The sequence below is a fragment of the Hymenobacter tibetensis genome, assembly GCF_022827545.1.
Lineage (GTDB): Bacteria > Bacteroidota > Bacteroidia > Cytophagales > Hymenobacteraceae > Hymenobacter > Hymenobacter tibetensis.
Genome location: NZ_CP094669.1, coordinates 222,354 through 242,999, shown reverse-complemented (window position 1 = coordinate 242,999; position 20,646 = coordinate 222,354). Strand labels below are relative to the sequence as shown.

The following is a 20,646-nucleotide window of genomic DNA, read 5'->3' as shown; positions in this document are numbered from 1 at the left end:
AAAGCTACACGGCTAGGTGGTATAGTGCGCAAAGTCAACTTTTTCTGGCGCGCGCAGTATCTAGAGTATTGCTCCCTATGTGCGGGGCAGACTCCCTCCTTCCTCCAACCACACTGCCATGGCCGCCTATCGTTTTCTTGTCGTTTTTTTCTTTGTCGCCCTGTCGTTCACCGTCAGTAGCTGCGACGCTATTGGTACCATCTTCAAAGCCGGCGCTTGGACGGGCCTCATTGGCGTGTTCCTAGTTGTACTGCTGTTGTGGTTTATTGTCACGAAAATGCGTAGCCGCTAGCGGCTTCTTTCTTTCCATACACAGAAAAGGCGGCTCCTGCTTAGGAACCGCCTTTTCTGTGTATGCTATTTCCAGGTTGAGAACCTTATTCTTTCACTACACGCAATGTTACTGGGCCCTGCTCTGTCGTAAGGCGGAGCAGATACACGCCGGCTGGCTCGTGGCGCAAGTCCAGTGCTGTTTGGCCCTGCAAGGTTTGCCGAACTGAGCCAAGCACTGTGTACAGCGTACCATGCAGCGGAACTGCCGCTCCGTTGAGGCCAGCTACCCGCACATCGTCGGTGGCAGGATTTGGCACAACCGCCAGCACGGATGCCGTTGCGGCGCAGTTGACACAGCCTTGCACCACGGCCACCGGCGAGTAGGTGGCGGTGCCATCCACGTCCACTTGCCGCAGCCGGTAGTAGAGGGTGCTGGTAGGCGCTTGGGCATCAAGCAGGCTGTAGCTGTGGCTGCTAGTTGAAGTGCCCGCCCCAGCTACCGTGCCCACGTTCTTGAATTGCTGACCATCAAAGCTGCGTTCCACCTCGAAATAGCCGTTGTCTTTCTCGGAAGCCGTTTTCCAGCTGCACTGCACCGCAGTGCCCACGCGCCCGGCCCCAAAGGCCACTAGCTGTACCGGCAACGGCCCTGCCGCATTAGACGACACCGCGTAAGGCGAGAAGGACGTAAGTCCGGCGCGGGTAATTTTGTAGCTGGTATTGGGGTTGCCTATAACGGCTGCCGTCGGAGCTACTTTATCAAAATAGGTGAACGAGCCATTCGTGAGGTAGTGTCCAATGTATGCATTGGCACGATTGAAGTTGGTACCAGCCGCACCTCCCGTTACTTCATCAGCCGCATTCCATTGCAGGGCCATCGTAACGTTGGAATTTCCAGTTACTTCCTCGCTTACCAGCCAGGTTTTTTTCACATTCTGATTGGTAACCGTCGTACCTGTACCGTTCTCAGCTGTGTCGTAGCGACGATAGAGGCCGTCTAGCACTCGCACTGAGTACACATCTTCGTTGCGAGCGGTGGTGCTGTTGGGCTGTTGCAAGTAAGCTGGCGTATAGCTAGTTGCAGAACTTCCTACGGGGAAAACCACGTCAGCACCCGTATTCGAAACAGTCTGTTTTAGTACGCCTTTACCGTTGGTAACCACAAACGCCGAGTTATTGTACCCTTGAATCTGGCCGCCGCGCTGTACCGTTAAGTTGTAGTCTCCTAGCAGCAAATCAGGTGCTGCCGTCACGTTACCGGCCGTAGCTGTAGCAAAAATTAAGTTGCCGTTAACTAGGGTGTTACCAGTTAAAACTTTGTCTGCTGCTCCCGTAACTTTTAAGTTGCCGTATGCTGCCGATGCAATATTGATAGGGTTGCCTGTGGTTAAATACTCCACTGTGCTCGTCGGGTCTAGCTCGCCTAAGGTGAAGGAGTAGTTGGTCTGCTGAATGGCCAACGCTGCGTTGGATTCTAAATCTACCCGGCCTACAATGTTGTCATCGTTGTACATGTAAAAGCGTGTGGCAGTGGTTGCCCTCGGCAATCCAATTACGATTTTGGAATTGGCGCCATTGACCGTCCAAGCGGTATTTCCATTTATACGACTAGCGCTGGCCGTGTTCGATTCAGTGGTATTGCCTTGCACATAGTACGTGGCATTAGGCAGCACAAAGCTGAATCCGCTAGGCAGAGCGCCCGTGCCGTCGGCTGTGGTACTCCACGTATTAGTAGAGTTTAGGTTGCCGGACGCTTTCGAATAAAAGATATTGGTAAAGGCCGAGATATTAACGTCATCAATCGACAGGCCATTACCGTTGGTTGTGTTGTTGAGCACGTAGCTCCACCGAATCATGATTTCTTGATTGGGGGCTAAATCTATGTTGCTGAGCGTCGCCTGCCGCACGCGACGGTTCGAAGGTGAGTTGCCGTCACGGCTGGCAATGACGGTAGCCGTGGAGGGAGCATCAACGCTCAAATCGGTAATAGACTGCCAAACCCCAGTGCTGTTAAATAAGCTAGTAACTGTACCTCCCACAGCTGATTTTAGATAGCTTACATCCACGCGGGCTTTGTCTTGCTTGCCAGAGTTGTACCAGTGCTCCATGGCATACACAATATCTAAATTCCGAATGGCTGTGTTAGTACCATTCTTCAACCGAATACCAACGTGCCCGATACCATCACCCGTGGTCGTGGCAGCAATTCCCCCGAAAGAGCGGTCCATGCTAGCAGTTCCGCTTGCATCACCAAAGTGATAATAGTTCGCATCAATAGTAGAGCCGTCGTTGGCAGCAATTGAAGCGGGTGGGTAAGTGAAGCTAGGAAACTCGGCTTCCGCGTACACACCTTGTATAGTGGAATTGTTTCGGAAGCTAACCGTACCACTTAAAGTATTGAAATTCTGGGTATACGGAGCCAGATTGCTGGCATCTGTCCAAGTGTGCTGCGCCGCGACGGGCACAGTGTTAAGTCCTACCGCCAACGCGGTAAGTAAGCTGTAAATTTTTCTCATAAAAGATAGGGGTGACTGCGGAACACTTTGATTGGCACTGGCAAGAAAAAGCTTCTTGTTTGCACACCCCAAATTTACGATTATAGTAAAGTCCTAACACTATGAAATATTTATAGAATAGAATTTCCCGTTTTTTATCTGCACTAGGTCTTATTATTTACATGAATAGTATAATTCTACACCAAGAGGATAGCCCCCTACAATCGAAAAGCCTGTTGGATATCCAACAGGCTTTTCGATTGTAAGAAGCAGGAGCAGCAGTGCCCTATCTTTTTCCTTTCTCAGGCATAGTGCCAATGATATGGTCCCAGAGGGTGCTGCTTACGCCAAACGCAATTTCGTCTTGGCGGTAGTGGTGCTGTGCGTGGTGAGTCCACCATACTTTCAAGAAGTTCTTTGGCGGTGCGTACACGTGGATGGCATAATGCACAAACAGGTACAGCGCATAGCCGAACACAAAGCCAGCCAGCACGCCGAAAGCAGCACTACCGAACGCAAAGCGGAAAATGAAAAACAGTAACGATGCTACGAACACCGTAATGATAGGCGGCATAGCCAGCCGAGTTTTGTCTTTCGGAAACTCATGGTGCACCCCGTGCATGGTGTACTGAAACTTGATGCGGCCGGGCGTGGTAGCCGGAATGTGGTAGAGGTAGCGGTGCATGGCATACTCCGCAAACGTGAACAGGAACCAGCCCCCCAGGAACTGTCCGAATGCGGCTAGCCCCGTCGTGAAGCCTTGCGTAATGCCATAGTATAAGCTGACCGCTGCCGTCAGGATGAAGATAGAAACCGGTAGCGCAATGTGCGTATGCGAGAGACGTTCCAGCACCGGGTTCTTGAAAAGCTGAGCCGACCCTTTGTGCTTAGGCTTCACGTTTTCAGGAGCTTTGGCGGGCGTAGGGGTTGGCAGTGGGGAAGCTGCAGTTTCTGTTGACATCGTCGGTAATGTGCTTATTTCAGGGAGCAAAAGTACGCATCCTAGCGCAAAAGAATCCTAGTGGTGTCTCAGGCCGAAGCCTCGTACCGGGCTAGGAGTTGTCGTACGGCCCCTACCGTACAGGCCGATGCCTGGCAGCGTAGAGGTGCACGGTCGTAAAACTGCTTACGGAAGTGTAAGGTTTCATTCAGATGGGCTTCCAGCGTATCGGTATCGGGCAGGGCGGCTAATAATGGGCGGGTTTTGGCCGCGGCCTGCACTCGGCCGGCTAGTTTCGCAACGGGCACATCCAAGTAGAGCGTGATACCGGTTTCAAGCAGGACCTCTACGTTATCGTGAAAGCAGGGCGTGCCCCCACCAGTGGCCAGTACCAGCTTCGGGTGTTGAGCCAGCACTTCGCGCAGCACGGCGGCCTCGCGCATACGGAAGTACGCTTCTCCTTCGGCCGCAAAGATGTCGGGGATGCTGCGGCCCTCGTGCCGGACTATTTCTTCGTCCAGGTCTACAAACGGCACTTCATAGGCTACTGCTAATCCGCGCCCCAAGGTAGTTTTGCCGGCTCCCGGCATGCCAATTAGATAAAGCCGCATGTAAGATTACGTAAGAATGGCAGGCTACCCTAGCCTCACTCGCGGGTCGAGCAGCGCATACAGCACATCAACGGCAATATTCACGAGCACGAATAGCGCCGCAATAAAGATGGTAGAACCCATTACAACTGGAAAGTCCAGGTTCTCGACGGCCCGCAGCGTAACGGTACCCAGGCCTTTCCAGTTGAAGATGTACTCAATGAAAAAAGCTCCTGCCATCAGCGAAGCCAGCCAGCCCGATACGGCCGTCACGACGGGGTTGAGCGCGTTTTTGAGAGCATGCCCTATAACGGTCCGGTAGCTGGAGAGGCCCTTCGCCCGCGCCGTACGAATGTAATCCTGACTAAGCACATCCAGCATTGAGGAGCGGGTGAGCTGCGTGATAACGGCCAGCGGCCGGATGCCCAGCGCAAAGGCGGGCAGCACCAGATTGCGCAACACCAAGTGACGGCCCGTAAACGGGTCGGTTTCGTAGAGCTGCCCGGTTAGGTTGAGGCCCGTCCAGTGGCTCCAGTAGAAGCCAAACGTAATGGCAATCAGGATGCCCGCCACAAAAGAAGGCACGGAAATACCCAGCACCGAGGTAGTAATCAACGCTCTATCAATCCAGGTGTGGGGCTTGAGGGCGGCGGCTATGCCGAACGCTATACCTAGTACTGCGGCCAACAGCATGGCGGCCAGCGCCAGCCATAGCGTACCCGTAAAATGGTCGAGCAAGATGCTGAGCACCGCTTTGTTGCTTTGAAACGAACGACGCAGATACGGCTCTTTCAGCACCAGCGCCTTGGCGCCTAAGGGCAAGACGGTGAGGCCCCCATACTTGGCCACGCCTGCCGAATCGCGCGGGTGTATGCCCAGCGGTGAAATGTCGTTGAGGTAGCCGCCCAACTGCGCGGGTAGCGTTTCGTTGAGGCCCAAGTCGGCGGCAATAGCGGCGCGGGTGGCCGCATCGGAACGTTGGCCAGCCAGCAGCGCCACTGGGTCGCCGGGCAGCACCTGAAATAAGAAAAACACCGTGCACGCCACACCCGCCAGTATCAGCAGGCCATGCACCAAGCGACGAAGGACGAAGGACAGCAAGTAGGTAGTTGATTGTTGGTTGTTGAAGGGTTAATTGTTGGTGGCTGTTGTCTTGCATCAATCAACCCTTCAACAATCAGCAATAGACAGACCTACAGCTTCTTCTCGATATCTCCGATGGCCGGAATATCGTGGTAGTGGTACTTGCCTTTCACGGTGCCGTTTTGGAGCAGCATCAAGCCGGGGTTGGATCGAATCATGGATTTAAGCACCGTGGCGTCGGCGTAGTAGAAGGGCGCGCTCAGGTTTACGTCGTGGCGGAAGGCATCAAAGGCGGCGGGGCTGCTGCTAGTCAGGACCAACACGGAAATCTTGCGGCGCGACTTCTGAGCCTCTGCAAATAGGGTGTTGATGAGTTTGAACCGGTCCCGGTCGGCCTTCTCGGTGCCTTGCACAATCAGCACCAGCCGGTTGCCTTGCAGCAGCTCTTGCGTGAAGTCGCCTTCATCGTTCCACACCCGGAAATCGGTGATTTTAGGCCCAGCCTCTGGGTTTAGCGCCACCATCTGCTTGAACTTCCAAGTGGAATCGGTGGGGTAGTCGGTAAACTCCTGGCTGGCACCGTTGCGCTCCATGATGTACTTGTAGCGCAGAGGAGCCGACGACTTCATCAACTGCCCGATGTTGTTGCCCACTTTATAGGGCAGAAAGTCGAAGTACGGCAAGTGCCCGAGGGCCCGCACCCCTATGCCAATAGCCACCGCCGACGCCACGGTGATATACATCACGCCGAGCTGCCCCTTGGCAAACACCCGGCGCAAATACCGCTGGTTCGTGAACACCACGGCCCAGAGGCCCAGCAAAAACAGGTCTTTGAAGAACGAGGTCCAGGGAGTGAGCTTGATGAAGTCGCCGAAGCAACCGCAGTCTGTGACTTTGTTGAAAGCAGCGGAATAAAAGGTCAGGAAACCGAAGAACACCAGTAGCACCAACAGCACCCAGAGGGTTTTGCGCAGCATCCAACGCAGTAGCAGCGCTACACCCAGCACCACTTCCAACGAACTGAGCACGATGCTCATGGTGCGCGAGAAGCCTTTGAACACTAAAAAGAAGCTGCCAAAATCCTCGGCAAACACCTCGAAATATTCTTCCAACTTGAGGGCCGTGCCCACCGGATCGTTCAGCTTCACCAGGCCCGAGAAGATGAATATCACGCCCAGCAGCAGCCAGCAGATTCGGGTAATTTGTTTCATATAGGTAGTGCGTAGTATGGAGTGCCTAGCGTTTAAGCTACTAATCGTGCTGCTTCCGGAACACAGATTGCTCCTACGTAATTCTAGGCTGTGCAAGTTACTCAGCGAAACAGCACATTTCGATGCAACGCAAGAGTCTGTTTAGCAACAACAAGCAACCGTTGTCTGACGCGGGCAAAATCTGAGTGCAGTAGCAAAATGGCGTGAATCAGATTCCGCTCGCGCCGGAACAACTAGCTGCTAGGATGCTGCGAAGCCTTTCTTAATCAACACAAATACGGCGTAGTTCAGCATGTCGCGGTAGTTGGCTTCCACCCCTTCCGACACCTGCGTGCGACCCGCTAGGTCCTCAATCTGCTTGGTCCGGTGCAGCTTCATCAAGATGATGTCGGTGATGCTTTCAATGCGCATTTGGCGCCAGGCTTCGCCGTAGTCGTGGTTTTTGGCGAACAGCAAGCGGCGGTTCTCGGCAGTTTCTTGGTCGTAGGCCTCGGCCACCGCAGCGGGGTCCAGGTCGAGGGGGGCGTTGGGCGGCAGGCGCAGCTGCATCAGCGCAATCACGCAGTAATTGATGATGGCCACAAACTCGCCGTTCACGTCGTCGGCTACTAGCTGGGTGCCCTTTTCCTGAATGCTCCGGATGCGCTGCGCTTTGATATAAATCTGGTCGGTGATGCTGGGCAGGCGCATGATGCGCCAGGCCGTACCGTAGTCGTGGGTTTTGGCCAAAAACAGCGTCCGGCACTGCTCTATTATCTGGTCGTACTCGAGTTGGGTTTGATTCTCCAAGTTTTTACGCCTATTTTGTTGGTTGACGTTGAACACGTCAGTAGCAAGAACGTCATCCCCCTCTGGCGTCCCGCGGAAAGGAACTCCTTGGAGTTGTTGAAGTCGTTGGAGCTGTTCTGATTTATCTGCCCTCACCACCCGAAACCCATGCTCCAGGCCCCGAAAGATACGTGTTTTCCGGCCGCACAAACCTTGTGCTGCCCGGGCGGGCGGGTGCTCGATATTAGCTGGCCACGGGTGATGGGCATCCTCAACCTCACCCCCGACTCGTTCTTTGCCGGTAGCCGCATTCAAGCCGAAGACGACCTACTCCGTCGCGCCGAAACTATGCTAGCGGCCGGTGCTGCCATCCTCGATTTGGGTGGCTACTCTTCCCGGCCCGGTGCCGAACACATCAGCGAAGACGAAGAAAAGCGCCGCCTGTTGCCGGCTGTGGCAGCGGTGCGCCGCGCTTTTCCCGAGGCCTTTCTGTCCGTTGATACGTTCCGGGCAGCTGTAGCAACGGAAGCCGTAGCAGCGGGCGCCGACATTCTCAACGACATCAGCGGCGGTACCCTCGACGCTGATATGCTGCCTACCGCCGGCCGCTTGGGCGTGCCCTACATCTTGATGCACCTGCGCGGCACGCCGCAAACCATGACGCAGCACACCCACTACGAGGGAGATATTGTGCTAGAGCTGGTTCGTTACTTCCGCGACAAGCTGGCCGAGCTCCGCCAGCACGGCGTGAAGGATGTGGTGCTGGACCCAGGCTTCGGCTTCGCCAAAACGCCGGCCCAGAGCCAGGAACTGCTACGCCGGCTCCCCGAGCTGGCCGTGTTGGGCCTGCCCATTTTAGCGGGCCTTTCCCGCAAAAGCATGGTGTATAAGCCGTTGGGCCTCACCCCCGATGCAGCCCTCACCGGTACGGTTGCCGTCAATGCCCTGGCCGTGCTCAACGGGGCCCGCCTCCTGCGCGTACACGATGTAGCCGAAGCCGTTCAAACTATTCAGCTCGTTTCTCCCACCTTCCCGCCCACCTCTCCGTGATTGGTTCTTTCAGCATCGGCTTCCTGCGCATCGGCTGGATAGACGTCATCGACGTGCTGTTGGTCACGGTGCTGTTCTATCAGCTCTACAAGCTGCTGACGGGAAGTGTTGCGCTGAAAATTTTCCTGGGCTTTATGTCCATCTACCTGTTTTATCTGGTAGTGAAGGCCGCGGGCATGGAGCTGCTAACCAGCATTTTGGGGCAGTTTATGAGCGTGGGAGTGCTGGCGGGCATTATCTTGTTTCAGCAAGAAATACGACGCTTTCTGCTGCACATCGGCAAGGCCACGGCCTTCGACCGGATGCGCAACTTTGCTTGGCGCCGCGACAGTTCGGCTTCCGAGCGCATGAACATCACGCCTTTTGTGGAAGCTGCCAAAAGCCTGGCGGGCAAGAGCACCGGCGCCCTCGTGGCCTTCAATCTGGCCTCCGACCTCACGCCTTTTGCCAACTCCGGCGACCTGATTGACGCCACGGTAAGCAAGCGCCTGCTGATGAGCATTTTCAACAAAACCAGCCCCCTCCACGATGGCGCGGTCATCATCAGCCGGGGCCGAATTCAGGCGGCGCGCTGCATTCTGCCCGTTAGTGAAAACCCCGACGTACCGGCTGCGCTAGGCTTGCGCCACCGGGCCGCCATCGGCCTTTCCGAGGTGACAGACGCGGTGGTGCTGGTAGTAAGCGAAGAAACCGGCCAGATTTCTCTGGTTCGGGGCGGGGAAGTGTTCCGCAACTTGGCGCCCGCCGACTTGCGCGCCCGCCTCAACGAGTTCCTGTTTGACGCCTCACCGAAAACCACCGCCACGTCCGCAACCGGCGCAGCCGCTACCGAGGTGGCAGCTTAGGCAGGAGGGGCCGGTTTGCGTGGTTGCACTGCGCACCTACAGGCTACTCGACAGTAGTAATAAGCAGTTATTTAGTGGTACTATTGAAATATATAGGATTACCTATTATATTAGCTTTCATTGTCGTCCTATCCTCTGAACAGGTGACCGTTAGGCCTGTTTGGAACCCGTGCTGTCCTCGTATCCGGTAGCGTAACCGCTGCCTCTCTTTTTCGGCTACGCCTACACCCGTACCGAAACCCGCTCTTCTTGCTGCACCACCGCGACTACCTGCCTCGAGTAGGCTGCCTGCTGCTGGCTCCTGTCTTGCTCTGACCGGAGGGTCGGTTGCCATCCTTTTGCGACTATGCCGCAGCGGGTGGTATCGTACTCGCATTTGCCCCAAGCATGAACTGTGCGGCCTGGGGTGGCGTGTACTCGCGCATCGGTTTTCCAGGTGTTGTTCGGCGCGCTAGTTGCGGCGTGTCTTGCCTCCAATGGCCTGTTGCCCTGTTCGCACGTCAGGGTAGGGCTGCACTTAACGCTTCTTCTCACCCCAGGGCTTACGGCTCCTCAACTCCCTAGCTTTTATGGCCACTTCTACGCTTACTCCACTCGATTTCACTGGTCAGCCCGAGGTGACGGCGGCTCTCCAAAAACTAACCACCTACATCGACTCCAAGAACGGTACATGGCGGGTTTCCGACATCACCGATGAAGCTACGGCGCCAGGTGAACGGCCGCACCAGTACGTGGACCTGGTGATGGAAGGCGGCGGGATGCTGGGCATTGCGCTGGTGGGCTACGTGTACGCCTTAGAGCAAGCTGGCATCCGGTTCTTGCAGCTCGGGGGCACCTCGGCCGGGGCCATCAACGCCATGCTGATGGCCGCCGCGGGGCCTCGGCACGAAACCAGCACCGAATGGCTGATTCAAGAACTGGCCAACCAGAATTTCTACGAGTTTGTGGACGGTGACCAAGATGCCCGCGACTTCACTGCCGACTTGCTGAAACCGACGAAAGTCGAACGTGGCGTCTGGGGTTGGCTGAAGGGTTTCGTTAGCAAAGCCGACCTTATCAGTGACGGGCTGCAAATAGTGGACAATTTGCGCGACGACCAGGGTCTGCACCGCGGCCAGGTGTTCCGCGACTGGCTGGCAAAACTGCTCGATGGCCGGGGTATCCAAACTATTGCCCAGCTCACGGCCCTACGTCAGCAAGTGCCCGCGGGGGGTCTTTGCCGCCTCGACGAAAACGGCCGCTCGCAGCCCTACGAGTCGGCAGTGCTGCAGCGGGTGGCCATTGTGGCGGCCGACATTACCACCCAAACCAAGGTGATATTCCCGGAAATGGCTTCGCTTTATTGGAAGAACTGGGCGCAGGTACACCCCGCCGAACTGGTTCGAGCCTCTATGTCGGTGCCGCTGTTTTTTCAACCTTACCGCCTGGGGCCGCTACCTGGCTTTGGGGAGCCACCAACGCAGGCCCAACAGTACCTCGACGCCTGGAATGCCCTCGGCTACACCGGCCCGATTCCGGAAACGGCGGCCTTCATGGACGGTGGCATCATGTCGAACTTCCCCATCGACTTGTTTCATGACAATACACAGGTGCCGGCTTCGCCTACGTTCGGCGTGAAGCTGGGCGTCGATCGGGCCGCGCTGCGCCCTACCGGCACGCTGCCGCAAGTGCTGGGCGCCATGTTCGACGCGGCCCGCACCCAGTCTGACTTCGACTTCATCAAGCGCAACTCCGACTACCGTCATCTGGTGCACTGCCTGAACGTGGATGGCTTCAACTGGCTGGATTTCAACATGCCTCGCGAAGAAAAGCTGAAGCTGTTTGCGGTGGGCGTGCGCGGGGCCGTGGAGTTCCTAACAAAGTTTGATTGGGCGGGCTACAAGAAGCTACGCAAGGAAAAGGTGCATGTGGTGCACCAAGCCCAGATGCTGGACGCCCAAAAAGACACACCTCACCCCGAGCCCCACGCGGCCGAACTGGAATGGCCGGGCGGCATCCGGCCGAGCTATATGCGGACCGAAGCGCCGGTGGTGGCGCACCAGTAAGCGCACGTTGGCGAGACAATTAGGTACGTGTACGCACAGTAGATAGGCCGCGCGCCCTCCGCAGGTATGCATTCTTTCACTGAACCATTGCGCCGCAACGCCGTGACCATTGGGCTTAGCCTGCTGATGGCCTTGGGCGTCGCGTGGTACGTGCTTGGCTATTTGCCGGCCCGCGAGCAAGACCTGCGCGCCCGCTATTTCCGGGTGGTGAGCCGCATCGGCTGGAACATGCAGGAGAAGATAGGGGCTTTCAGTAAGCGCAGCGAAGCCATGGTGCGCGAGATTCGCTATGAAGTACCGCAAGGCCCCACGGCAGCCCCCGAAACGTATCGGGCGGTGGCGAACCGCTTGGGCCAGAAGTGGCGCCAGGATGGCCTGAACTCTCCGGAATTCGACTCCATCACGCCACTAGCAGCGCAGCCACGCCGCAACGCCTTGCCCGCTATTCACTGGCAGGAAGCCGACCAACGGGTGCGGTTCGTGTACCACTTCGAGGACTCCTTGCGGCTCGCAGTGTCAACTGGTATCCGGGAGTTTGTGCAGGGCTTGCTGCGCCCCGAAACCTTCGAGCACTTCCTGATTCTGGGGCCCAGCAACGACAAGACGGGCTCGAAGAAGCTCGACCAGATTTACTACAGTTCCTTTCCGGCGCCTCTCACCCTCAACCTGGAAACCGAAGCCAAGAAACCCGTGCCGTACTGGCTGCGCGATACCACCGCCATTCAGGCTACCCGCCTCGCCGACCTTACCATTCACGGCCAACCTTACAAGGTATTTGTGCAGCCCGTGCGCCTGGGCACCACTGCTACGTGGCTGCTGTGCGGGGCCGTATCGACGCAGCGCTTCAATGCTCAGCGGCAGGAGCTCCCCGAAAATTTGGTGGAGCTGACCATAGCCACCATCCTGCTGGGTATGCTGGCCTTGCCCTTTCTTAAAATCACGCTTATGGGCGCGCGGGAACGGCTGAGCCGGTCGGATGTGGTGCTGTGCGGCTTGTCGTTGGTGCTGGGCACTTCTTTTCTGTTGCTGCTAAGCCTTTCCACGGTGGCCAAGCATACCATTGAACCGAGCCTGCTTCATACCCAGCTTCGCTCACTGGCCCGGCAAGTAGACCAGACGGTGCACCAGGAGCTGTATACCATTGACCGGATGCTGCGCGAAACCGACCAGGCGCTGGCCAATACCGGCCGGTTACCCGACAGCCTGATTCGTGGCAAACAACTTAGTCTCACCAGCTCGTCGCTCATCCAGAAGATTCATCCCCGAGACGTAGCACCGAATACGCCTTATCGTGGTTCTCGGGAACACCCCTGGCAGAACAACGACCAGATGCTGTGGATAAACGGGGCAGGCAACGGCGTATTGAGCGTGGATAGTGTGCCCGACTCGTTTTTGCCCAACCTGCGGGAGCGGGAATATTTCAAGCGGTGGAAGAAAGACCAGTTGTGGCGACTTGCGCCCGCAACCCCCGACACCGACACCGACACTAGGTTCACGCTGGAATCGGTGGTTACCTTCGGCCGCAGCGGCGACAAGGTGGCCGTTTATGCCCGCCCTAGTGAAGTGCGCTTCCCAAGCCAGGCGGGAGCCGGCAGTGAAAAGGCAGAAGGGCTGCTTGCTATCTACAGTACCCATTTGCGCAGCCTAACCAACCCCATCCTTCCGCCAGGCTACAGCTTTTGCGTGGTGGATGACAACGGGGAAATAAAATTTCACTCCGACTCCCGCTTGAACCTGAGCGAGAATATTCTGGGCGACTGTGAGCCCGGCGACAACCTACGGGCGGCCATGTTCGCCCGCGACACGGCTACGGTGGAGGTGCGCTACCAGGGCCGGGAGTATATGCTGCGGATTCAACCCCTACAAGACTGGCCGCTGTTTCTGGTAACGCTAGTTGATTTGCACCTGGTGCACGACCGGCAGATGCAAACCCTGAGCTTGGCCGCCACCCTACTAGCCGCGTTTAGCTTACTGACTGCCGTATTCCTGGCCTTGTACGTTTTGCTGCTACCGTCGCGCACTACCGTGATGACGAATTCGTACAGCTTACGACGACTATGGCCGCGGGTAGTTCGCACGCCTACCTACATGCAGATAGCTGGGGCGCTGCTGGGCGGCACGGGGCTGCTGTTTGCCGCTAGCTTGTACGTGGGGCCGCTGGTGCAGCTCTTGCTGTTGCCGCTAGTGCCAAGCTACTGCTTCTTGTTTAGCTTCTACAAGCTTCGTCTCCCCACCGACAACCCCGCGTCTGACACGTTAGAGCCCGGCACTTCATTGGGGCCGCTGGCATCTGTGTGGGTGCTGTGGCGGGCCACTGGCGCGGTAGGCCAGGTACGCCGCCTTACCCTGTGGTTTGTGCTCAGCTATAATCTGGCGGCTTGGCACTGGGCTGGTTCCGCTTGGGGGTTTGGCTTGCTGCTCCAGATAGCCCTGGTGGCGCTGATGCTGCTACTTACTTGGGCAGGCCGGCAGCTAGAGGCTTCGCCGCTAGGCAACGTGCCCCGCACTGATTTTGCGGGCAAGCCGACGTACTCTACGGTGGCGCTTAAACGGGCCTACTCCACCATGCTGCTGAGTTGGGTGGTGGTGCTCAGTTTCGTGCCGGCCATCTACTGCTACCACGTGGCCTACCGGGCCGAGCGGGAGCTGCAAATCCGGCATGCGCACATGGCGCTGGCCTACGCCGTGCAGCGAGATGCGCAGCAGGCAGTGGCGTACACCCCTTTCTTCTTCGACACCCAATCCGGCCCACCTCGTTCGGCCCCAGCTTCCTTCAACAAAGCCGAGAACAACTACCGGGAGCTGGTCACGTGGCTGCACCCGAGCTTCGATACGCTGGGGCGCAGCACGCAGCGGGTATTGCCACGCGAAAACGCCCGCTTTTCGGATTGGACGGTTGCTTCTTCCTGGAATACCACCACGCAGCTCCAATCGAAGGTGCCACTCCCGGGAGCGGCGCAGCACTTCGTGTCCGACGTGAGGGACCGGCACTGGGGCGGCCATTGGTATTTGCCTACCGACCTCTTGAAAGGGCAGTCTTTCACCATCGCCGATTGGGGAGAATGGTTCCGCTTGGTTGTTGGCCTGGTCCTGCTGCTTGTCGGCTTGTACCAACTCTTGCACCTGCTGGCCCGCCGGGTATTCAACCTGGATATGCTGGATATCAGAACCTTGGTATGCCCCGCCACGCTACGCCTCCCCGACTCTACAGTACCCCGCCGCGAGTACCGGCTATGCGCCACCGAAAGCACGTACCCCGTTCCCGAAGCCTTCCAGGCCACCACCCTGCACCTAGACTGCCGGAAGCTGCTGCTGTCCAACAACATTCCAAAGCTTATTTCAAAGGAATGGCAGACGCAGATGGAGCTTGAAGAATACAAGACTGTGGCGCTCGACTACTTCGACGACCAACCGCACGACCCTAACCTGACGCAGCTAAAAATCAACGCTCTGGCGTATCTGCAACAGTTTTCCACCCTGAACATCGTCATTGCTTCGCGAGTGCACCCCGTGGTATTCGCCGACTGCGGCCACACGCGCGACAAATGCACCGACCAAGTCAACCACAAAATCATCTGGCACACCGGCGACGTGCTGCTGGATGCACTGGCCGATTTCGAGATGCTATATGCGCCTATGGTACGCACACCGGCGCTCCAGCCCTATGCGTACTGGGACAACATGCCCAAGGAAAGGGCGCTGTTTCAAGAAAAGCTGAAAGCAACTGACCCAACCGGCAAGCTGCCCAGAACCGGCCTGGTACACCTGCGCTGGTTTATAAAAGTGGAGTGTTCCGCGTTGCCTTTTCTGAGCCAGCCCCTGGAAAACGAGTTAGAACAACTCCTGCTTTCCAACTTCCGGCGGGGGGAGCTGCTACGCGAAGACGATATTGTGCTCAGTATTCAGCAACGGGCGCAGCTGCAGTTCCGCCAGCTCTGGGATACCCTTACCCCTCATGAGCACTACGTCCTCTACGACGTAGCCCAGGACGGCCTAGTCAACAGCCGCGACGCGCAGGTACTCAACGGCTTGCTACAGAAAGGCCTTTTGGTGTACAATCAGGTGGGGTTGCGGCTCGTCAATGAAAGCTTCCGCCATTTCATTCTCAACGGGCTGCCTCCTCAACAGGCGTTGCGCATCGAGCGCGAAGCCTCCGAGGAAGCCGAGCGAGACGGAACCTGGGCCCGGCGCAGCCTGCCCATATTCCTGGCCTTATCTGCGGCGGCCTTGTTCATCTTCGTTACGCAACGCAGTGTGCTGAACGAAGCCCAGACCTTCCTCACCGCGCTTACTGCCACGCTGCCATTGCTCTACCGTTTCGTTAGTCTCACCCCGTTTGGCTCCGGCGCTACAGCAGCTAAGCCCGCTGCGGCCTAGCAGAGCAGGCCGCAGCGGGCTTAGAATCTATCGGGGTAGAGCCCAACTTGCGTTCCGACCTAGGGAGTGTTTGTCACCACTTGGCCGGCTTCGGACTTAGCGGCCGAGCGGTCCTTGAGCGTACCGAGCTCCTGCCCTACTTCCAGGAAAGCGTTGATGGCCTTGTCGAGGTGCTCGCGGGTGTGGGCGGCGCTGAGTTGCACCCGAATGCGGGCCTGGCCCTGCGGCACCACGGGGTAATAGAAACCCACTACATAGATGCCTTTTTCCAGCATTTTGGCCGCAAACTCCTGGCTGAGTTTGGCGTCGTAGAGCATAACGGGCACAATGGGGTGCTCACCGGGCTTGATGTCGAAGCCAGCTTCCGTCATTTTCTGGCGGAAGTACTTGGTGTTTTCCTCTAACTGGTCGCGCAGGGCAGTGCTTTCTGTCAGCAGTTCCAGTACCCGCAACGAGGCGCCTACAATGGCGGGGGCCAGCGTATTGGAAAACAAATAAGGCCGACTACGCTGCCGCAGCATCTCGATAATTTCTTTACGGCCCGAGGTGAAGCCGCCCATGGCTCCGCCCAGCGCCTTCCCGAGCGTACCCGTGATGATGTCGACGCGGCCGAGCACGTTGCGATACTCGTGGGTGCCCCGGCCGGTTTTGCCCAGGAAGCCCATCGAGTGGCATTCGTCTATCATCACCAGGGCCTGATACTGCTCGGCCAGGTCACAGATTTTGTCGAGCTGCGCGATGGTGCCATCCATGCTGAACGAGCCGTCCGTGACGATAATGCGGTGGCGGGTGCCTTTGGCTTGCGCGTCCTGAAGTTGCTTTTCCAGGTCGGCCATGTCGTTGTGGGCGTAGCGGTAGCGCTGGGCTTTGCAGAGCCGCACTCCGTCAATGATGCTGGCATGGTTAAGCGAGTCGGAAATAATAGCGTCCTGCTCATTGAACAGCGGCTCGAATACGCCCCCGTTGGCATCGAAGGCAGCGGCATAGAGGATGGTATCTTCGGTGCCCAGGAACTCGGCCAGCTTCTGCTCTAGCTGCTTATGGATATCCTGCGTGCCGCAAATGAAGCGCACCGACGACATGCCGTAGCCGTGGGTGTCAATGGCTTCTTTGGCCGCCTTGATTACTTCGGGGTGCGAGGAAAGGCCCAGGTAGTTGTTGGCGCAGAAGTTCAGCACTTCGCCGCCCTCCTGGGTTGTAATTTCCGCACCTTGCGGCGAGGTAATCACACGCTCCTTTTTGTAAAGACCATTGTCTTTGATATCCTGAAGCTGCTTTTCGAGGTCGGGCTGGAGGGTAGTATACATGGGAAGAATGGGTAGGTAGGTGAACTATACCGGCTCAGCGAGCCGAGAAGAAGATGTGCCCAGTGCGCTGGCGTTGAGTGAGGTGGGAATAAGCGGGTTGATCCACTTATATACTGTGGCTTGCGGGGTTTGCGGAAATACCTCTAGCACCCGGAAGTAGTCTATTAATAAGGAAGTGATAACTATAGTTTGGCCGTTGTGCATTTTCAGCGCCAGATAGTCATAATCCTTCCACAAAGACTTGTAGTTTTTAGGGGTGTAGTGGGTAATCTGTTTGATATCCGAGGCGGTAACAACCCAGGTTTCATTGAAATTATGGTATTCCAGCCACTGCTCTTCCGGATAGAGCCACAACACGGCATCTTGTTCGTGGCGCCGATACCCAGCGTGCAGGTATACGGTAATGGCTGGCAAGCAGAAGAAGAACCCGATTCCAAGCAGTAGCAGCAGAATCTCAAGGCTAAAACCTGTGTCTTTTCTTACCCATACTTTGTGCCCTAGCTCCAACGACAGGGCTAAGCCCATCAAGACAAAAGGAATACTGGCCCCTAGTGCCACCACTTCGTGTATCCCCCGCTTCCGAACAAGTGGTGTTCCAGCTGAGCTTCGGGGTTTATTGAGCCCCCATATAGATAGCGGAAGCAGGAGCAGCAGCCAGACTAGCGCCCCCAGAAAAAGCAGAGAAACAAAATCGGATATCACCACAGAATCTGTTTGGGGCGCGGACGGGGTGGTACTAGGATTTAGCGCTACCCTGCCCCTGGTGTATTATATCTTGGTTGAGAGCATTAAACAAAGATAACCATCCCGGCCAGTTATCTTTGTGGCCCCCATCCCCAAAACTGCCCGCATGGAAAATACCCCCCGCCCTGCCACCTCCCACCCCGACACTATTCTGGTAATAGGAGCCGGAGGACAACTTGGCTTGGAGCTAACCCAGGAGCTACGCCAGCTATATGGCGCCACCAACGTGGTAGCAGCCGATGTGCGGGCTCCCCAACACGAGGAAGTGCAGCAAGCGGGCCCCTTCGAACTACTGGATGTGCTCGACAAGCCCCGGCTGGAAGAAGTGATTCGCCATTACAAGCCCAAGCAAGTCTACCACTTGGCAGCTCTGCTATCGGCCACGGCCGAGAAGAACCCGAAATTCGGGTGGCAGCTAAACATGGACGGCCTATTCAACGTGCTGGACGCTTCCATCGACTTGGGCGTGAAGCAAGTGTATTGGCCTTCCTCTATTGCCGTATTCGGCCCCGATACGCCTCGCCAAAATACGCCCCAGCTAACGGTGATGAACCCAAACACGGTGTATGGCATCAGCAAGCTAGCCGGTGAGCAGTGGTGCGAGTGGTACTTCCGCAAGCACGGCCTCGATGTACGCAGCTTGCGCTACCCCGGCCTGATTGGCTACAAGAGCCTGCCCGGCGGCGGCACCACCGACTACGCTGTGGACATCTACCACAAAGCCGTGGCCGGCCAGTCCTATGAGTGCTTCCTGAAGGCGGACACCTACCTGCCGATGATGTACATGCCCGACGCGCTGAAGGCTACCCTGGATTTGATGCACGCGCCAGCTGAAAAACTTACGGTGCGCTCCAGCTACAACCTAGGCGCCATGAGCTTCTCGCCCGCAGAAATTACCGCCAGCATTCAGCGCTATTACCCCGATTTCCATACCACGTACCAGCCCGATTCACGCCAGCAGATTGCCGATTCCTGGCCCGCCAGCATCGACGACACCCAAGCCCGCCTCGATTGGAGCTGGCAACCGGAATTTAGTTTGGATAGAATGACGGATGATATGCTGCTGCACCTGCGCCAGCTGATAGCCGAGCCTGCGCACGCAGGATAAACCCTAGCTAGCGTTGTATCCTATATAAGCCCTGCCCTAACCGGCGGGGCTTTCTATTTCCCGGTCAGGTGCGCTTTCTGCCAACCTCCGCGTTTCGGCTACGTTTCTGTTTCGGAACCCGGACTCGACCTCATGATTGTAAATTACACGGCGGAAGGCTGGCAGATCATCTATCAGCAAGCGCACGGCCAGCTGGCGGCCCAACTAGCGTGGCACTGGAAGCCCTTCGGTCCCTCCGACCGGTGGGTGAATACGATTTCCGCCATAGCCCAGCACGACGACGAGCAACAAAACTGGGATGGGCACTATGGCCTGACCCCGGCCGGTGCGCCCGCCAACTTCACCATGAAAGAGTTTTCCTTGGAGCAAGCACAAGGTGTACTGCACGCCGCCCGCTTTCAGGGCCGGTGGCGCAGCTTGCTTACCAGCATGCATATGAGCAAGCTCTACGAAAGCATGCGGGGTGAAAACACGACTATAGGCCCCTTTCTAGACGAGCAGCAAGCGAACCAAAAACGCTGGCTGAAAGAGCTACACCTCAAACAAGCGGAAGCCCAACAAGCCTACGACCTCATGCACTGGTGCGACCGGCTCAGCTTGATTTTGTGCCGCCACGAGCTACCCGAAATGGGCCGCGCGCTGGAAATCTACACCGGTGCAGATGGCAAGCGCTACGACGTGCTGCGCCCCACCGAGGAGGGCCCCATTACGGTGCAGCCGTGGCCGTTTCACTCCAAGCAGTTCACCGTGAGCGTGGAAGCCAACTTGTTGAGCCAGCTGCAATTCAAAGACGACGCTGAATTAGCCGCCGCTTTGCGGGCAGCGCCCATCACTACCCTTATCTGGGAGTTCAAACAGTAACTGTTCTTTTGAACAGAAAAAGGAGTCCGGGGGAAGAAAGCGAAACGTTTCTTTCCCCGGACTCCTTTCTTACTCGAGCGAGACGATAATTATAATTTCGTTACTGGGGTTTTGCTGTCCATGACACCAGCGGGCACTTCATTGCTGGCGTACACGTGGTCGAGGCGGCGGCCATCCTTGCCATCGGTGCGGTCGGTGGCGAGCTTGAGGGGCCCGTACTGCTTGTACTCCGACCAGCGCCGGCGGAAAGCAGGCTGTGCATCCGTGGCTTTGGGGTAGAAGGCCCACTCTTCCACCAGCTTCGTCTTAGGGTTCACCAGCACTTCGTACTTGTTGTCGGGCGTGACGCCCACATTTTTGAAGGTCATGTTCAGCACTTCAGCTGGCGTGGTGCCATCCATGAGTTTGCCGGCACCTTTGTAGGTGAGCGTAACGCCCGAGTCCTTCAGTTTGAACGGCATCAGGAGCCACCACGAGTTGTTCACCCAAATGGGGTACATCTTGTCGAGCAGCTTTTTACCTTCTTCGGTGCTCGATATGTCCTTGCCGTTGCTATACACCTGCCCTTGCTTGCTGGTGAGGTTGTAGTTGGCCACCAAGCTGTCTTTCTGCCAGTGAAAGTCGCCGGTCTTTTTGTCCCAGAGCTGATACGAACCGTCGAGGAAATCCCAGCCCAATAGGCGGGTTTGCTGCCACGCCGAGTAGCCTCCCATTTCACGCATCACCTCGTCGGCCAGGGCCAAGGCTTGAGCGTCGGAGCTGGCTTTGTCGAAGCCTTCGGCGGCCGGATAAGAAGCCGTACTATCGGCGCTGGGCGTTTCTGCTGTAGCAACAGGAGTTTTCTCGGGAGTGGAGCTGCAGGCCACGAGGGCACTTGCCAATACGGCCGGCCACAGAGCAGCTAGGCGACGTGTGAAAGGAAGAACGTTCATAGACTAAAACAAAGAAA

Annotated in this window: 16 protein-coding genes; 7 read left to right on the top strand and 9 right to left on the bottom strand. The window is 57.0% G+C overall.

Features of this window, described 5'->3' with window-relative positions; all coding sequences use genetic code 11:
• The first annotated feature begins 118 nt into the window (after positions 1-118).
• Positions 119-292 carry a hypothetical protein gene (locus MTX78_RS00970; protein ID WP_243799080.1) on the top strand — a complete coding sequence of 58 codons (174 nt, stop codon included), beginning with the start codon at positions 119-121 and terminating at the stop codon, positions 290-292.
• A gap of 85 nt (positions 293-377) precedes the next feature.
• Here the strand turns inward: MTX78_RS00970 and MTX78_RS00965 are convergent, their stop codons facing one another.
• From MTX78_RS00965 to MTX78_RS00940, 6 genes are all read right to left on the bottom strand, one after another.
• Entirely contained in the window at positions 378-2,789 is a 2,412-nt protein-coding gene (locus MTX78_RS00965; protein WP_243799079.1) for a T9SS type A sorting domain-containing protein, read from the bottom strand.
• Positions 2,790-3,054: 265 nt separating this feature from the next.
• Complete coding sequence (locus tag MTX78_RS00960; protein ID WP_243799077.1) at positions 3,055-3,729, bottom strand: sterol desaturase family protein; 675 nt, start codon at positions 3,727-3,729, stop codon at positions 3,055-3,057.
• A 68-nt stretch (positions 3,730-3,797) separates the two neighbouring features.
• Positions 3,798-4,319, bottom strand: coding sequence for a shikimate kinase (locus MTX78_RS00955; RefSeq protein WP_243799075.1), 522 nt, complete (start codon positions 4,317-4,319; stop codon positions 3,798-3,800).
• Positions 4,320-4,343: 24 nt separating this feature from the next.
• Positions 4,344-5,399 (bottom strand): ABC transporter permease, encoded by a 1,056-nt coding sequence (locus tag MTX78_RS00950; protein WP_243799074.1) that lies wholly within the window; start codon positions 5,397-5,399, stop codon positions 4,344-4,346.
• 92 nt (positions 5,400-5,491) lie between these two features.
• The gene (locus tag MTX78_RS00945) at positions 5,492-6,592 is read right to left on the bottom strand and encodes a BT_3928 family protein (protein WP_243799072.1); all 1,101 of its coding nucleotides are present in this window, start codon (positions 6,590-6,592) and stop codon (positions 5,492-5,494) included.
• Between the two features lie 240 nt (positions 6,593-6,832).
• On the bottom strand, positions 6,833-7,381 hold the full coding sequence (locus MTX78_RS00940; RefSeq protein ID WP_243799070.1) for a DUF1599 domain-containing protein: 549 nt from the start codon (positions 7,379-7,381) through the stop codon (positions 6,833-6,835).
• 147 nt (positions 7,382-7,528) lie between these two features.
• Here MTX78_RS00940 and folP point away from each other — a divergent pair, with 147 nt between their 5' ends.
• The 4 genes from folP to MTX78_RS00920 all read left to right on the top strand — a co-directional run bounded on the left by folP (position 7,529) and on the right by MTX78_RS00920 (position 15,677).
• The gene (gene folP / locus MTX78_RS00935; protein ID WP_243799068.1) at positions 7,529-8,410 is read left to right on the top strand and encodes a dihydropteroate synthase; all 882 of its coding nucleotides are present in this window, start codon (positions 7,529-7,531) and stop codon (positions 8,408-8,410) included.
• On the top strand, positions 8,407-9,255 hold the full coding sequence (gene cdaA, locus MTX78_RS00930; protein WP_243799066.1) for a diadenylate cyclase CdaA: 849 nt from the start codon (positions 8,407-8,409) through the stop codon (positions 9,253-9,255). Before folP ends, cdaA begins: the two co-directional genes overlap by 4 nt.
• Before the next feature lie 569 nt (positions 9,256-9,824).
• Positions 9,825-11,300 (top strand): patatin-like phospholipase family protein, encoded by a 1,476-nt coding sequence (locus MTX78_RS00925; RefSeq protein ID WP_243799065.1) that lies wholly within the window; start codon positions 9,825-9,827, stop codon positions 11,298-11,300.
• A gap of 66 nt (positions 11,301-11,366) precedes the next feature.
• Positions 11,367-15,677, top strand: coding sequence for a cache domain-containing protein (locus tag MTX78_RS00920; protein ID WP_243799063.1), 4,311 nt, complete (start codon positions 11,367-11,369; stop codon positions 15,675-15,677).
• A 59-nt stretch (positions 15,678-15,736) separates the two neighbouring features.
• Here the strand turns inward: MTX78_RS00920 and kbl are convergent, their stop codons facing one another.
• Together kbl and MTX78_RS00910 are read right to left on the bottom strand one after the other, a co-directional pair.
• Positions 15,737-16,984: a glycine C-acetyltransferase gene (gene kbl, locus MTX78_RS00915; RefSeq protein ID WP_243799061.1), complete on the bottom strand. Its 1,248-nt coding sequence runs from the start codon at positions 16,982-16,984 to the stop codon at positions 15,737-15,739.
• A 24-nt stretch (positions 16,985-17,008) separates the two neighbouring features.
• Positions 17,009-17,509, bottom strand: a complete 501-nt coding sequence (locus MTX78_RS00910; protein WP_243799059.1) for a hypothetical protein — start codon at positions 17,507-17,509, stop codon at positions 17,009-17,011.
• Positions 17,510-17,834: 325 nt separating this feature from the next.
• Between MTX78_RS00910 and MTX78_RS00905 the strand changes: the two genes are divergently transcribed.
• Both MTX78_RS00905 and MTX78_RS00900 read left to right on the top strand, forming a co-directional pair.
• The gene (locus tag MTX78_RS00905) at positions 17,835-18,836 is read left to right on the top strand and encodes an NAD-dependent epimerase/dehydratase family protein (protein WP_243799057.1); all 1,002 of its coding nucleotides are present in this window, start codon (positions 17,835-17,837) and stop codon (positions 18,834-18,836) included.
• A gap of 132 nt (positions 18,837-18,968) precedes the next feature.
• The gene (locus MTX78_RS00900) at positions 18,969-19,697 is read left to right on the top strand and encodes a DUF3891 family protein (RefSeq protein WP_243799056.1); all 729 of its coding nucleotides are present in this window, start codon (positions 18,969-18,971) and stop codon (positions 19,695-19,697) included.
• A gap of 89 nt (positions 19,698-19,786) precedes the next feature.
• Here the strand turns inward: MTX78_RS00900 and MTX78_RS00895 are convergent, their stop codons facing one another.
• Positions 19,787-20,629, bottom strand: coding sequence for a hypothetical protein (locus tag MTX78_RS00895; RefSeq protein ID WP_243799054.1), 843 nt, complete (start codon positions 20,627-20,629; stop codon positions 19,787-19,789).
• Positions 20,630-20,646: the final 17 nt, after the last annotated feature.

Coding starts and splice junctions, on each gene's coding strand:
- MTX78_RS00970 (WP_243799080.1), top strand. CDS start 119: ATGGCCGCCTATCGTTTTCTTGTCGTTTTTTTCTTTGTCGCCCTGTCG.
- MTX78_RS00965 (WP_243799079.1), bottom strand. CDS start 2,789: ATGAGAAAAATTTACAGCTTACTTACCGCGTTGGCGGTAGGACTTAAC.
- MTX78_RS00960 (WP_243799077.1), bottom strand. CDS start 3,729: ATGTCAACAGAAACTGCAGCTTCCCCACTGCCAACCCCTACGCCCGCC.
- MTX78_RS00955 (WP_243799075.1), bottom strand. CDS start 4,319: ATGCGGCTTTATCTAATTGGCATGCCGGGAGCCGGCAAAACTACCTTG.
- MTX78_RS00945 (WP_243799072.1), bottom strand. CDS start 6,592: ATGAAACAAATTACCCGAATCTGCTGGCTGCTGCTGGGCGTGATATTC.
- folP (WP_243799068.1), top strand. CDS start 7,529: ATGCTCCAGGCCCCGAAAGATACGTGTTTTCCGGCCGCACAAACCTTG.
- MTX78_RS00925 (WP_243799065.1), top strand. CDS start 9,825: ATGGCCACTTCTACGCTTACTCCACTCGATTTCACTGGTCAGCCCGAG.
- MTX78_RS00920 (WP_243799063.1), top strand. CDS start 11,367: ATGCATTCTTTCACTGAACCATTGCGCCGCAACGCCGTGACCATTGGG.
- kbl (WP_243799061.1), bottom strand. CDS start 16,984: ATGTATACTACCCTCCAGCCCGACCTCGAAAAGCAGCTTCAGGATATC.
- MTX78_RS00910 (WP_243799059.1), bottom strand. CDS start 17,509: ATGGGCTTAGCCCTGTCGTTGGAGCTAGGGCACAAAGTATGGGTAAGA.
- MTX78_RS00905 (WP_243799057.1), top strand. CDS start 17,835: ATGGAAAATACCCCCCGCCCTGCCACCTCCCACCCCGACACTATTCTG.
- MTX78_RS00900 (WP_243799056.1), top strand. CDS start 18,969: ATGATTGTAAATTACACGGCGGAAGGCTGGCAGATCATCTATCAGCAA.
- MTX78_RS00895 (WP_243799054.1), bottom strand. CDS start 20,629: ATGAACGTTCTTCCTTTCACACGTCGCCTAGCTGCTCTGTGGCCGGCC.